The organism is Trichocoleus sp. DQ-A1 (genome assembly GCF_039961955.1).
In the GTDB taxonomy this organism is placed as follows: domain Bacteria; phylum Cyanobacteriota; class Cyanobacteriia; order Cyanobacteriales; family FACHB-T130; genus FACHB-T130.
Map to the genome: position 1 here is coordinate 349,678 of NZ_JAMPKE010000002.1, position 15,156 is coordinate 364,833.

Genomic DNA, 15,156 nt, shown 5'->3' on the forward strand with positions numbered 1-15,156 from the left:
TATAGTTTCCTTCAAGTTATAACATAGCCAAGCTATAGCAATTCTATTTGAGTGATGAGCTGGCTCTTCAGATCCCGATTTTTAGAGAAGTCGGTTTTTTTTCTTCATAAATCATTTAGAGCCGCTTTATAGCCTTTTGCAGGCTTCGATGTCACAGAAAAAATAGCGGTCGCGTTCTTTTGGTGCAGTGTTGATGGGAAATCTAGCGCAGGGGCTTTAAAAGACAAAAGTATGGTTAAGTTCTTAATTAACCATACTTTTGTAACAAGGCAACCTTATGTACTAATCATTTTTACATTAGTTGCCCAATTTTGGGGTATTCAATCATTTCAACCGGAGAATCTAAATATCTAGATCGTTGAGATTGAGACGAGGGCCATAGGTTTCGATAAATTCGCGGCGGGGTGCAACGCGATCGCCCATTAGAACGGTAAAGATGCGATCGGCTTCCGCCGCATCTTCAATTTCCACCCGTTTGAGAGTGCGAGTTTCCGGGTTCATGGTAGTATCCCACAACTGTTGCGGCATCATTTCACCCAAACCTTTGAATCGCTGGATGGTGTAGTTGGCATTAGCGGGAAACTCATGCTGAATCAGGTTTGCCATTTCGCGATCGCTATAGCAATAGTAATGATTGCGTCCGCGTTCTACCTTATAGAGTGGAGGACAAGCGATATAGATGTAACCCTGCTCGATTAGCGCCCGTTGATAGCGATAGAAGAACGTTAATAACAGCGTCCGAATGTGCGCCCCATCTACATCGGCGTCAGTCATAATCACGATGCAGTGATAGCGCAGCTGAGAAGCATCGAACTCCTCACCCTTAACACCCAATCCCAGTGCGGTGATTAGCGCCTGGATCTCCGTGTTTTTATAGATTTTGGCATCGTCGGTTTTCTCAATGTTGAGAATTTTACCGCGCAATGGGAGGATGGCTTGGTTGCGTCTGTCGCGTCCTTGTTTGGCACTTCCTCCGGCTGAGTCCCCTTCTACGATATAAATCTCAGATTCCGAGGGATCTCGCGTACTGCAATCGGCTAATTTACCCGGTAAAGGAGAAGATTCCAAAACCGATTTGCGGCGCACTAACTCTCGTGCGTGACGCGCTGCCTCGGCGGCTTTGAAAGCTTGAATTGCTTTCTCCAGAATCGAATCGGCAACGTTTGGGCGGAACTCTAAATATTCTGTGAGAACTTCGCCAACTAGGGAATCAACAATTCCCCGGACTTCGGTGTTACCGAGTTTGGTTTTAGTTTGTCCTTCAAATTCCGGATCGGGGACTTTGACGGAGATAACCCCCGTTAAACCCTCGCGGACATTCTCGCCGCCGAGGTTCGGTTCATTTTCTTTGATTTTATTGCGCTTGCGAGCGATCGTATTCAGCGTCCGCGTCAGCACCGCCTTCAACCCTTCCAGGTGAGTACCGCCGTCAACTGTGCGAATATTATTTGCAAACCCCAGCAGAGTATCTGTATAGGCATCGACGCACCACTGCAACGCCACCTCTACCTGTACATTGTTGCGTTCGCCGGATACATAAATAATTTCTTCGTGGAGAGCCTGTTTATCGCTATTCATATAGGCGATATACTCTTTAATACCTCCTTCATAACAGTAGGTTTCTACTCTTGGCTCTCCACCCTTAACTAATTCCAGGCGGTTGTCAGTAAACGTGATTTTGACACCCGCATTTAAGTAAGCCAGTTCCCGCAAACGACTCGCCAAGGTGGTGTAATCAAACTCAATGCCAGTCGTCACAAAAATCTGTAAATCTGGCTTGAAACTAATCGAGGTGCCTGTCCTCGCTTCTTTAATTGGCGTTGCCTTGAGTTCGGTGACAGGAATACCCCGCTCAAAGCGCATGATATGCTCCCGCTTCTCCCGCCAAACGGTTACTTCTACCCACTCAGACAAGGCATTGACTACGGAGATCCCGACACCGTGCAAACCACCAGAAACCTTGTAACCGCCGCCGCCAAACTTCCCTCCGGCGTGCAGCACCGTCATTACCGTTTCCAAAGCTGATTTGCCTGTAGTGGGATGAGTATCTGTGGGAATCCCTCGCCCATCGTCTGTCACCGTCACCGAACCATCGGCGTTTATGTCTATCTCCACATGGGTGCAATAGCCAGCCAGAGCCTCATCAATAGAGTTGTCCACCACCTCGTAAACTAGATGGTGGAGTCCCCTAGGGCCAGTCGAACCGATGTACATCCCCGGTCTTTTCCGGACTGGTTCAAGACCTTCTAGAACTTGAATCTGATCGGCACTGTAACTGCTCGTCATGAATAAGGATTCTCCAATAATGGCTTGGAAGCCCACCGGGACTTCAAAAATGTAAAAACACTCCAAAATTATAACACAAAAGGTTTCGGGGCGACCGTAGGGCAATTTCAAGAGATATTTGTTTAGGGGCTGTACCCAGTGAAAGGTAACAAAGTAGGAAAGCACGGTGGCACAAGGGAACGGGAGGCGAGAGAAACAGACACAGGGAGCAGCGGAAAATTACCTGTTCACTCAGTCCTTAACCCTCAATCCTCAGCCCTCTTCACTCAATCCTCAGCTAACCCTCAGTCTTCAGCTAACCCTCAGTCCTTAGCTAACCCTCAGTCCTCAGCCCTCAGTCCTCAGCCCTCAGCGTTGATTGTTATTTGTGGTGCTACCGCGACGGGAAAATCAGGACTGGCATTAGCATTGGCGCAGCGGCTGGGTTCTGTAATTCTTAGTGCTGATTCGCGTCAAGTGTACCGCGAATTTGATATCGGCACAGCTAAGCCAACAGATGCTGAGCGCAAGTTGGTACCGCACTACTTAATTGATATCTGCGATCCCACAGAAACTTTGACGGTGGCAGATTACCAGCAGCAGACGCAAGCTTTAATTGCTGCTTTGGGCAAGGAAACTCCGCCTCTTTTGGTGGGAGGGACGGGTTTATACATCCGTTCTATTGTGCAGGGGTTAAAAATTCCTAGAGTAGCGCCCCAAGAAGAATTGCGATCGCAACTGCAATCTCTCGGTCAAATCCAACTTTACGCTTTTCTACAACAAGTCGATCCCGTTGCCGCTCAGAAAATTCATCCTAACGATCCCGTGCGGACATTGCGAGCTTTAGAAGTATTTTATGTGACGGGTCGCCCCATTTCAGAGCAGCAAGGAGAGAATCCACCCGATTATCCCATTCTCCAAATTGGCTTAGATTGCCCGGACTCTAGCCACCTTACGCAACGCATTGAACAGCGAACCGAACAGATGTTAGCAGCAGGGTGGGAAGCGGAGGTAAAAATCCTTTGTGAGAAATACGGTTGCAATCTGCCGCTGCTGGATACGCTAGGTTATAGGGAAATGAAGCAATATTTAGCTGGAGAGATTTCTCTATCGGACGCCAAAGAGTTAACCGTTTTGCACACTCGTCAATTTGCCAAGCGACAACGCACTTGGTTTCGTGCTTATCCCCAAATTGAGTGGTTTGAGGCAAATCAACCCGATTTATTGGAGCGCGTGTGGCAACGAGTGCTAGAGTTCATTGCCGCAAGTTGTCAGGATGTGCCTCCTCAAGCTAGATGCTAACTTCCTGTCCAATTTTATACTCTTGTAACTAAACTTAACTTCGTACATTTTCGAGTTGTATGGAAGTGATTTCTTTGCTTTCTGCTACAAGGAGTTGAAGGATTCGTGTATAGCAGATTACCCAGGAAATGCAATGATAAACTTTTCTGCTATATTAAACCGCCATCAACCTTTAGAGAGATTTTATAGAATTTATATATGAATAGGAAAACCATTTAATAGACTATGAAAACAGCAAAACCGCCTTTTTTAATTCCTACGGGTACAAATAACCCTTAGCAGTTGCGATCGCATTTCCGGCACTGCGGTAAAAGGCTGGAGACCTTTAGTTTGAGCGAAAATGTGTAGAATTTAGCGATTTTCATGTAGATTTTCCTGGAAGTGTTAGTCCATTGAAGTGCCAGGGAACAATCTAGCTAGGGTTATCGGACGGAAAAGTTGATCGCTGAGACTTTCTCCTGCTTTTTCAGCATTGAGACATTTAGCGCGACAAGGCAGAACAAGCATTTTCAGATGATGGCTACCGAAATCCGGTCCAAGTAGGAATAAGTACTGATGAAAATTTTAGAGTCTAGTAAGGAAGCGGCGAGGCTAGAAGCTCTGCGCCGATATCGGATTCTTGATACAGAACCCGAAGAGGCATTCGACGATCTTGCCCATTTAGCGGCGCACGTTTGTGGAACCCCGATTGCGTTAATAAATTTTTTGGATAAAAACCGTCAGTGGTTTAAGTCAAAGGTGGGTTTAGAAGTATCAGAATTCCCCCGTGATAGCGGGTTCTGCCCCCTACTTGAGCAACACGAAATTTTAATGATTCCTGATACATTGGCTGATAAGAAGTTTGCCACTAATCCGGTCGTCATTGCTTGCCCCAGCGTCCGATTTTATGCGGGCGCACCGCTGATAACGCCTGAGGGACAGATAATTGGGACGATCTGTGTTGTTGATTATGTACCGCGAAACCTCAGTCCAGAACAAGTAGAGGCACTTAAAGCTTTAAGCCGCCAGGTAATTAGCCAACTAGAGCTACGGCGCAATTTAGCTGAAAAGGAACGCAGCATCGCTGCACGCGAACGAGCCGAGGAGGCGCTACAGCGAGCTGCTACCGAGAACCGGCACCTGGCACGGGCGATTACTTCAGCTTCTGAGGGAGTGATTATTACCGATCCGAACCAGCCAGACAACCCGATCGTTTACGCAAACCCAGCTTTCTCGCGGATCTCTGGGTATAAGCCAGAAGAAATTATGGGTCGCAACTGCCGTTTTCTGAAAGGTTCTGGCACAGATCCGCAAGCGATCGCTCAAATTCGCCAAGCGATCGCCGAACAAAAAGAGATTCAAACGACGCTGCTGAACTATCGAAAAGATGGTCAGCCATTCTGGAATGAATTAAGAATTTCGCCAGTATTTTCAGATAAGGGGAACTTACTCTACTTCGTAGGCTTGCAAACGGACATCTCCGCTCGTAAGCGGGCAGAGGAAGAGCGCGATCGCTTATTCACCCTCTCGTTGGATATGCTGTGTATTGCTAGTTTGGATGGCTATTTTAAGCGCGTAAACCCAGCTTTTGAGAAAACACTTGGGCTTACTCAAGAAGAACTTTGCTGTACGCTACTGTTTAACTTTGTTCATCCTGAAGACCAAGGAAAAACCCGTGACGAATTCCAGAAACTTGCCACGGGCGAACCAACCATCGACTTTGAGAACCGCTACATCTGTCAGGATGGTTCGTATAAATGGCTATCCTGGACAGCCTCTCCAGTCGTTGAAGAAGGCTTGATGTATGCGATCGCCCGCGACATTACCGAGCGCAAAGCTAACGAGGAGGCATGGCGTCAAAGCGAAGAGCGGTTTCGCAATTTAGTCGAAACCACTAGCGATTGGGTCTGGGAGGTGGATGAAAACGTTGTTTACACGTATGTCAGTCCGAAGCTCCGCGACATTTTGGGTTATGAACCAGAAGAAGTTCTGGGCAAAACTCCCTTCGAGCTCATGCCTCCGGAAGAAGCTTTTCGAGTTGCTAATATTTTTGGGCAAATGGCTGCCCTTGCACAACCCATTACGTGTCTTGAGAATACGACTGTTCACAAAGACGGTCATCTGGTTGTCCTAGAAACTAGTGCAGTTCCAGTTTGGAATTGTGATGGAAAATTCCAAGGTTATCGCGGCATGGATCGGGACATCACCGAGCGAAAGGAGGCAGAACAAAAAATCCGCAGACAAGCTGCCTTGCTAGATGTAACAACAGATGCAATTCTTGTGCGAAATCTAGAAGACAAAATCGTACTTTGGAGTAAAGGAGCTGAGTTACTGTACGGTTGGAAGGCGGAGGAAGTTCTGGGGAAAAATGTTTCGGAGATTTTGTACAACGATCCTTCGCCTCAACTCCTAGAAGCGCACAAGACTGTTAACAACAAAGGTGAATGGCAAGGTGAATTGTATAAAGTCACCAAAGAAGGCAAACAAATTGTCGTTGCCAGTCGTTGGAGTTTGGTGCGCGATGATGAAAATAACCCCAAATCAATCCTCTCTGTAGACACCGATATTACAGAGAAAAAACAACTTGAAGCACAGTTCCGCCGCGCCCAACGAATGGAGAGTATCGGTACTCTGGCTGGCGGCATTGCCCACGATCTAAACAATGTACTGACGCCAATTCTTGCCGCCATTCAAATCTTACAAATGGTAATTCCCGATCCGCGCAGTCAGCGGCTTTTGGATTTACTAGAAACCAATACTAAACGCGGTGCTGAGCTAATTAAGCAAGTCTTGTCATTTGCTCGAGGAGTTGAAGGTGAGCGAATGACCCTTCAAGTAGGGCACTTAATTGGGGAAATTCAGAAAATTGCCAAAGAGACCTTTCCTAAATCAATCGAAATCTATACAGATGTACGAATGATGGAACTTTGGCCTGTGTCTGGAGATGCCACTCAAGTACATCAGGTGTTGATGAATCTCTGCGTTAATGCCCGCGATGCGATGCCAGATGGTGGAGTCTTGAGTATCTCTGCCGAAAATCTTATCATCGATGAAAACTATGCCCGGATGAATATTGAGGCCAAAATGGGGCCTTATATCGTTATTACTATCTCGGATACTGGAAGTGGTATTCCTCCAGAAAGTTTAGAAAGAATTTTTGAACCATTTTTCACAACAAAAGAACTCGGTAAAGGCACAGGGCTAGGTCTGTCCACTGTGTTGGCAATCATTAAAGGTCATGACGGTTTTATCAATGTCTATAGCGAAGTAGGAAGAGGAACCCAATTTAAAGTTTATTTTCCAGCAACTAACACAACTACAACAGATCCAGAAGCTACGGAGCGTTATGAACTGCCCAGAGGTCACGGAGAATGGATTCTTGTGGTTGATGATGAACCAGCCATTCGAGAAGTGACTAAAACATCCCTAGAAGCCTATGACTATCGGGTACTCACTGCCAACGATGGGATTGAAGCGATCGCACTCTATGCCCAGCATCGCGCGGAAATCAATGTCGTGTTAATTGATATGATGATGCCTACGATGGATGGTCCAACCACCATCCGCGCCCTACAAAAAATGAACCCGCAGGTCAAAGTTATTGCCGTGAGCGGACTGGTTTCCAACCATAAGCTCCCAGCGATCGCAGGTGGCGTAGTTAAAAGATTTTTGTCGAAGCCCTACACCGCAGAAGATTTGTTGAAATCTATTCACGAGCTTCTAAGTTAGCGCTGTGATTCCAGCAGTCGATGCAATACGCGCTACGAGGTCAAGTATGCACGATTGGCACTCCCTCCCCTTTCTAGCACTAACTTTTGCCCTGTTTATCATCTTCCTCAAGATTTTAACGAACCAAAACTTTGTGCCTAATTTTTTCTTTAGATAAACTAAAAGTAAGCATACAAGGTGTTAGCGATGGATTACCAAAAGTTTGTTGAGCAACTGCCCAGCCTTTATGAAAATTGGGGACGCGAATCGGTTGTACCTAAATCAAAGCGGTTTCAGCAAGCACTTGACCAAGTTCAAGGGATGACTACTGCCAACGTAATGCAGTTGCTCAATTTTGCTGTGGAGTGCATGGAACCAGATGAAATATATTGCGAGATTGGCTGTTATCAAGGTTCTACTTTAATTGGCGCACTGCTCGATCATCCAGAACGAATGGCATACGCTGTAGATAACTTTTCTGAATTCGACCAATCCGGTGAGAATCTGGATAAATTAATTAATAATTTATCAAGTTTTGATATTCAAGATCGAGTTTATTTTTGCAATCAAGACTTTGAAGAATTTTTATTAGAGCTTCGAGAAATTAATCCAGATGACAAAATCGGGGTTTATTTATATGATGGTGCTCACGACTATCGGTCGCAATTATTAGGATTACTCCTAATCAAACCGTTTCTAGCAGAGAAGGCATTGATTATTATCGATGATAGCAATTGGGAAGCGGTGCGCCAAGCTAATTGGGATTTTATGGCTGCTAACCCAGAGTGCGAATTATTGCTGGAGTTGCTGACGCCAGGAGATGGCTATCACACTTTTTGGAATGGGATTCAGGTACTCAGTTGGGATGCAAATAAAAAAGCCAACTATTCCTGGAATACTTTTAGTAAGATGCGCCGGAAGTCAGTTATTCAAGCTATCTATGAATTACAGTTTATTGGAAAAAACGAAAGGGAGTTAGACAATCTGTATCAAGAAGCCTTATCGCTGCATGAAAAAGGACAGTTTTTAGCTGCTGAAAAAAAATATTGTGACTTTATACGAGCGAAAAACTGGGATACTAAAGCGTGGCTAAGCTTAGGAATTCTATATTACGAGGCAGAACAGTATCAAAAGTCCGTTGAAACAATTTTTAATTTACTAAAAATAGATTCATCTGTAGCTCAAGCATATTATATTCTTGGGTTGGCTTTCGAGAAAATCAATCAAAATCCTCAAGCGATTTCCGCTTACACAGAAGCGATCGCTCTTGAACCAAAACTAATTGAAGCTTACAACAATTTAGGAAATCTCCTCAGTCAGGCGGGTGAAAGCGAGCAGGCTGAAGCAGTCTACCGTCAAGCGATCGCAGCTAACCCCAGCCACTTTGGTAGCTACCTCAATTTGGGGAATTTGTTAATGGAACAGAATCAAATTGAGCAAGCAATTGAGGTGTATAAAACAGCTCTGACGCTAATTCCAGATAATCCTGATATATTAAATAACCTAGCGATGGCATTAGAAGCCCAAAAGAATCCTACTCAGGCTCTTCTAAATTTTACTAACAAACTTTACCAGCAAGAGAAGTATGAAGCAGCAATTAAGCAATATCAAAAATTGCTAGAAATTCAAACAGGAGATGCAGAGGTTTATTTTAACCTAAGTGATTGCTTTACACATCTAAATCGAGTAGAAGAAGCTATCAATACGCTTAAAGAAGGCATCTTCTTTTACCCAACAAGTGGTAAACTACATTTTTATTTTATAAAATTATTGCAGGAAAACGGACGGATTAAAGAAGCAATATCAAGTGCAGAAAAGGCATCTCAAATCCTGCCTAATGAATATGTATTTAAAATTTTTAAAAATTTAATATTACCCACTAATTATAATAGCGCCAATGAAATTAGCTTTTATCGTCAGCGATTTATCCAAGGCATACAAAGTTTAATTCTGGGGACATTCTTAGAAGAGCCTGAAGATAAAAAGAATGCTCTTGCCGGTATTAGTTGTGTAACAAACTTTTTTTTAGCGTATCAGGCTCATAACGATTTGGAATTGCAACGCCAGTATGGAAATTTAGTCCATCAAATTATGGCAGCCAACTATCCACAATGGGTTCAAGCTATATCCATGCCTCCGCTTAAGGAGAACAAAAAAATTCGTGTTGGTTATGTCTCAGCATTCTTACACGGTTGGAGTGGAACATTTTTATCACTAGGTTATCTGCGTTACTGCAATCAGCAAGATTTTGAATTTCACTGTTACTACACAGGGAATCAGCCAGATAATATCACTGAGTTGTTTCGTAATTATAGTGATGCATTTCATCATATTCCTAATAATCTCGAAGCAGTATGCGAACAAATTGTTGCCGATAAACTACATATACTTGTTTTCCCAGAAATTGGTATGGATGCAGCGACGATGCAACTTGCCGGTTTGCGTCTGGCTCCTGCTCAGTGCGTAGTATGGGGACACCCAGTAACTACTGGTTTACCGACCATTGATTACTTTTTATCCAGCGAGTTAATGGAGCCAGAAAATGCACAAGCACATTACTCTGAAACTCTGATCCGTCTGCCGAATGTTGGAGTTGCTTATCCTTCATTAGAGATTCCTCCGCTAACAAAGACACGAGCAGATTTTCAGCTAAGGGATGATGCTGTAGTTTACCTATCTTCTCAAGCTCCTTACAAGTATTTACCGCAACATGACTATATTTTTGCTGAAATCGCCCGTCGCGTGCCTCAAGCTCAGTTTATGTTTCTTCGTGCAGGTGTGCCCCAAGAACGCTTGGAACGCGCTTTTTCGGCAGTTGGTTTGAACAGTAAAGACTATTGTGTTTTTTCACCTGTTCTACCTCGCGCTGAGTATCTCATGCTTAATTTAGTTTCAGATATTTATCTAGATACTTTAAGCTGGTCTGGCGGTAACACGACACTAGATGCGATCGCTTGTAGTTTACCCGTTGTTACCTGTCCTGGCGAATTTATGCGAGGTCGTCACTCTTATGGATTTCTAAAAAGGCTTGAGGTGACAGACACAATTGCTCAAACCGAAACAGAATATATTGATATTGCTGTAAAGTTGGGTTTAGACCCAATTTGGCGGCACGACGTTTCAGAAAGAATCAAGGCTCGGCATGACTATCTTTATGATGACAAAAGTTGTGTAGCAGCTCTTGAAGATTTTTATAAACAGGTTGTCCAAAAGGGACTTACGCAGACATAGAGTTACCGATGATTACCCAAGACAAACAACAGCACAACTGGCAACCGATTATTAAGCAATTTGAGGCAGTTATCGGGAAAAATGGCGTCGTGCAGCGTCGTGAGGAGTTAATAACCTACGAGTGCGATGGTTTAACTAGCTACCGACAAAAACCTGCCCTCGTCGTACTGCCGCGCACCACAGAAGAAGTCGCAGCGGCAGTGAAGATATGCGACCAAAATCAAATTCCCTGGGTTGCACGCGGTGCTGGCACTGGACTTTCTGGTGGAGCCTTGCCTGTAGAAGATTGCGTGCTAATTGTTACTGCATTGATGCGAAAACTCTTGAGCATTGACTTAGAAAATCAGCGGGTTGTGGTGCAGCCAGGAGTAATTAATAACTGGGTAACGCAAGCCGTTAGCGGTGCCGGATTTTACTATGCGCCTGACCCTTCCAGCCAGATTGTATGCTCGATTGGCGGTAACGTTGCAGAAAATTCTGGAGGCGTCCATTGTCTTAAATATGGCGTCACCACCAACCACGTTTTAGGTTTAAAATTAGTTCTCCCCGATGGCTCTATTGTAGACGTGGGAGGACAAATTCCCGAAATGCCTGGTTACGATTTAACGGGTTTATTTGTTGGTTCTGAAGGCACGCTAGGTATCGCTACAGAAATTACTTTGAGAATTCTTAAGACCCCGGAATCTATTTGCGTTCTTTTAGCAGATTTTACCAGTGTCGAAGATGCTGGAGCCGCTGTATCAGATATTATCAGCGCTGGAATAATTCCAGGCGGTATGGAGATTATGGATAATATCAGCATCAACGCTGTCGAAGATGTTGTAGCAACAGGTTGTTATCCTAGAGATGCTGCCGCTATCTTGTTAGTTGAAATAGACGGCTTAGAAGTGGAAGTGGCGGCAAATAAACAGCGTATTGCGGAAATTTGCACCACCAATGGAGCGCGTAGCATCACCACGGCAAACGAGCCAGAAACCCGTCTAAAGCTCTGGAAAGGACGGAAAGCAGCCTTCGCAGCAGCAGGCAAACTCAGCCCTGATTATTATGTCCAAGATGGGGTAATTCCCCGGACTCAAATGCGATTTGTACTGCAAGAAATTGAAGCATTGAGTCAAAAGTACGGCTATCGTATTGCTAACGTCTTTCATGCTGGAGATGGCAATCTTCACCCACTCATTCTTTATGATAATTCAATTCCTGGAGCGTTGGAACAGGTGGAAGAATTAGGCGGGGAAATTCTTAAACTTTGCGTAGAAGTAGGCGGAAGCCTTTCTGGGGAACACGGGATTGGTGCGGATAAAAAATGCTATATGCCGCAAATGTTTACCGAAACGGATCTAGAAACAATGCAATGGGTGCGCCAAGTATTTAATCCCAAAGGTTTGGCTAATCCGGGTAAAATATTTCCTACTCCCCGCACCTGTGGCGAAGCTTCACACGCTCAGTCTCAAAAGCAGTTTGAGTCAGTTGATGTATTTTAATTCATTAACCAAGAGCAAATGATTCGCTAAGAATTTTGGGGAAATATGCGATCGCGCTACAATCTAGACAGAGAAAGATGCTTTAATTTGCAATCTAGATGGGAGTCTTTACTACAACCGTTTCAGGTTGAGCAAGAGATTGGTCAGAAAGTGTTGCTTGAATTATTCGAGGCTTACTCCAGTGATGGTAGATATTATCATACTCTGGAGCATATAGAACAAATTTTAGCAACTATTAACAATCTGCGATCGCTATCCCAAAACTATGCAGCAGTTGAATTTGCAGCTTGGTTTCACGATGCAGTTTATAACCCAAAAGCTAACGATAATGAGGAAAAAAGTGCAGAATATGCAGCGATGATTTTGAAAGGGTTAGACATTCCCTCATCAACTATAGAGGTTGTATATTCTTTAATTATAAAAACCAAATACCATCAAAATATAGACGGTATTGATAGCAAAATTTTTCTAGATGCAGACCTTTCTATATTAGGAGCATCGGATACTAAATACAGCATATATGCTCAAGCAATTAGAAAAGAGTATTTATGGGTCTCGTCCACAAAATACAGAACAGGTAGGAAACAAGTATTGCAGAGCTTTTTAAACCGAGAACGAATATATTTTACTGAAAAAATGTTTGTTGCTTTAGAACAACAAGCTAGACAAAATATTAAAGAAGAAATAAAATTGTTATGAAAAACTGTAAGAGCGATCGCTTAATCCGGTGAAGTCCTTCTAGAGGCAACGATGCTTGTGCTATTCAGAAAAATAGATAGGTAAAGAAAAAACTAAAAATAGATTTCAGGCAAAATGCGAATTTGCTTTATTGGTGACTCCTTTGTAAACGGAACTGGCGATCCAGAGTGTCTTGGTTGGACGGGAAGAATTTGTGCAGCAGCACGAAAGCAAGGTTATGACATTACTTATTACAATCTTGGGGTACGGCGGGAAACCAGCGCGGATATTAGATCCCGTTGGCTAGGTGAGGTTGCTTGTCGCTTGCCTAAAGAATATGATGGCAGGATTGTTTTCTCGTTTGGTGTCAATGACACCACCCTGGAAAATGGGAAGACTCGTGTGGAGTTAGCGGATTCCCTAGAGAATTGCACGGAAATTCTTGAAGTTGCACGGCAAACATTTCCAGTCTTGATGGTGGGAGCGCCACCTGTTGCAGAGATTGAGCAAAATTTTAGGATTGCTGGTTTGTCTGAGCAGTTAGCTCGTTTATGTAGCGATCGCAATGTGCCTTATTTAGATGTTTTTACTCCTTTACAGGCGTCATCGGTATGGATCGGTGAGGCAACAGCGAATGATGGCGCTCACCCCGGTGCTGCCGGTTATGCCGAATTTGCTCACTTAGTACAAAGTTGGTCTGCGTGGTTATCGTGGTTAAAATAGCTCAACTCACATCTTGCGCCAAGCTCTCCGAATGGAAAGGCGATCGCATTCTAGCTAGGAAAGCGCGAACCAACTGAAAATAAAGGGTTTTGTAACCTGCTCCCAGCAGGTTTTGTTTGTGTAACTGTGTTTCAACAGCCTAGAGCAAGATGTAACTTCATGGCGAAAAGTTCAATATTTCTTAGAAAACCCAGAAGTAGAGATAACTGAGCCAATAAATCAAGTTCACTGCAATGAGTAGTCCTTTGCCGATGTAGGAGTGAACCATCCCGAAGACGTAAACGGTTGCTACCAGCACCAGCAACCGCTCAACGAAAGAAACAATCGTGCCGTATTTGTTAGTATCCCAATAAGAGATAGGACTGATAAAACGATAGTCGCTGAAGGGCAAAAAATGCCTGTGCGCGTCGTCGCTGTGGACGGGTAAATCTCCGAGGGAATGCAGCACCATGCTCAGAAAGACGATTTCAAGGGGTTTCCACCCGTAGTAGCGAGCGATCGCTACCCCAATTAAAGCCAATGGAATTGAATGAAACAGGTGGATAATATTTTGCCAAAAGGGTTGGTAATAAGCGGTTGACCAGATTTGGCGTTCTGGTAGGCGTTGAATATATCTCGCCACAAGGTAGAAAACAAAAATTGGAATATCGGGTAATATAGCGCCGAACACGATTAGGAGATTGAAGTGCGATTGTTGCGGTTTAGCGAGAATGCCGAGATTGAGAATGGCATGGCTGGGCGTATTCACGATTATTCTTGGAATTGGTTTGATTGGTTTTGTCTTTGGTATCCTCCAGGCTGGCTGATTTTATTCAACCGCCACTGGCAACACTATCACGCCGATCCCGATGGTTGGAATTGGCTGGAATATGGATTGTTTCTCATTCCTGGGGGATTTTATCTGGCGTTGCTGATTCGTTGGATACGTCTCGGCTTTCGTTCACCCCGCCAGGGAGAAGGACAGTTCGACCCAAATTATCAGCAGGCTTTCCGAGATGAAGTGCTGGCTCCGATTGTGAAATATTATTTCCAAGGAGAGCTACAACAACTCGAAAATTTGCCTCAAACTGGACCATTGATTGTATCAATGAACCATGCGGGAATGTGTTTTCCTTGGGATATTTTGGGATTAGCAACGCTCTTAAGCCAGACACGGGAATGGGTTGTGCAACCGCTGGCGGGTGTTTCGTTGTTTGAACATCCCTGGGTGATTTGGTGGCTACCTCCAGGATGGTCGCAAGTTCTAGGTGGCGTTAGGGCAGAAGCTGATGAATTTGAAGCGGCGGTGGCTCAAAAAACCATCTTACTATACGCTCCGGAGGGCATACGCGGGCCGGGAAAAGGGTGGAAAAGGCGTTATCAGTTAGACACTTTTCATCCAAGTTTTATCCAGTTAAGCGATCGCTATCGCATTCCGATTCTGCCCGTTGCTTGCATCGGCAATGAATCTTTGCATCCTTGGGCAATCAATCTCAAAAAATTTGCAAGAGCCATAAACTTGCCTTTCTTGCCTGTCTCTTTTTTGATGTTCGCCTTTATTCTCTTCCCATCAATGGGTGTTTGGGCGATGCGAAGTCGGCTGCGTTATTTTATTGAGCCTCTCTATCAAACTTGGTCAACAGAAGTTGTTGAAGACGAGCAACTTCCAGAACCCAAAACTTCTACGCGGCAAGAGCGAAACGCTGCTTATCGACACGCCCAACTATTACAAGAAAAGCTGCAAAGTCAAATTAACCAACTTCTGAGGAAAAAGTAATCTAGGTTTGATTTGCATTCAATGAGTTTTTAT

At 44.3% G+C, this 15,156-nt stretch carries 9 protein-coding genes; 7 read left to right on the top strand and 2 right to left on the bottom strand.

Going from position 1 to position 15,156, the window contains the following annotated elements; genetic code table 11:
- Positions 1–342 precede the first annotated feature (342 nt).
- Positions 343–2,286, bottom strand: a complete 1,944-nt coding sequence (gyrB, locus tag NDI33_RS03975) for a DNA topoisomerase (ATP-hydrolyzing) subunit B (RefSeq protein WP_190429377.1) — start codon at positions 2,284–2,286, stop codon at positions 343–345.
- A 354-nt stretch (positions 2,287–2,640) separates the two neighbouring features.
- On the opposite strand from gyrB, the gene miaA reads away from it, so the two are divergent.
- The 6 genes from miaA (at position 2,641) to NDI33_RS04005 (ending at position 13,367) form a co-directional block, all read left to right on the top strand.
- The gene (gene miaA / locus NDI33_RS03980) at positions 2,641–3,567 is read left to right on the top strand and encodes a tRNA (adenosine(37)-N6)-dimethylallyltransferase MiaA (RefSeq protein WP_190532564.1); all 927 of its coding nucleotides are present in this window, start codon (positions 2,641–2,643) and stop codon (positions 3,565–3,567) included.
- Positions 3,568–4,122: 555 nt separating this feature from the next.
- Positions 4,123–7,275, top strand: a complete 3,153-nt coding sequence (locus NDI33_RS03985) for a PAS domain S-box protein (RefSeq protein WP_190674471.1) — start codon at positions 4,123–4,125, stop codon at positions 7,273–7,275.
- 300 nt (positions 7,276–7,575) lie between these two features.
- A complete protein-coding gene (locus tag NDI33_RS03990) occupies positions 7,576–10,485 on the top strand; it encodes a tetratricopeptide repeat protein (protein ID WP_242033069.1) in 2,910 nt (969 codons plus the stop codon).
- 8 nt (positions 10,486–10,493) lie between these two features.
- Complete coding sequence (glcD, locus tag NDI33_RS03995; RefSeq protein ID WP_190674478.1) at positions 10,494–11,966, top strand: glycolate oxidase subunit GlcD; 1,473 nt, start codon at positions 10,494–10,496, stop codon at positions 11,964–11,966.
- Between the two features lie 45 nt (positions 11,967–12,011).
- The gene (locus tag NDI33_RS04000) at positions 12,012–12,665 is read left to right on the top strand and encodes a hypothetical protein (protein WP_190674482.1); all 654 of its coding nucleotides are present in this window, start codon (positions 12,012–12,014) and stop codon (positions 12,663–12,665) included.
- Between the two features lie 114 nt (positions 12,666–12,779).
- On the top strand, positions 12,780–13,367 hold the full coding sequence (locus NDI33_RS04005) for a GDSL-type esterase/lipase family protein (protein WP_190440721.1): 588 nt from the start codon (positions 12,780–12,782) through the stop codon (positions 13,365–13,367).
- A gap of 181 nt (positions 13,368–13,548) precedes the next feature.
- On the opposite strand, the gene NDI33_RS04010 is transcribed toward NDI33_RS04005, so the two are convergent.
- Positions 13,549–14,115: a hypothetical protein gene (locus NDI33_RS04010; RefSeq protein WP_190674485.1), complete on the bottom strand. Its 567-nt coding sequence runs from the start codon at positions 14,113–14,115 to the stop codon at positions 13,549–13,551.
- Between NDI33_RS04010 and NDI33_RS04015 the strand changes: the two genes are divergently transcribed.
- Positions 14,098–15,123, top strand: coding sequence for a 1-acyl-sn-glycerol-3-phosphate acyltransferase (locus tag NDI33_RS04015; RefSeq protein WP_190674487.1), 1,026 nt, complete (start codon positions 14,098–14,100; stop codon positions 15,121–15,123). The genes NDI33_RS04010 and NDI33_RS04015 overlap by 18 nt on opposite strands.
- The last annotated feature ends 33 nt before the right edge of the window (positions 15,124–15,156 follow it).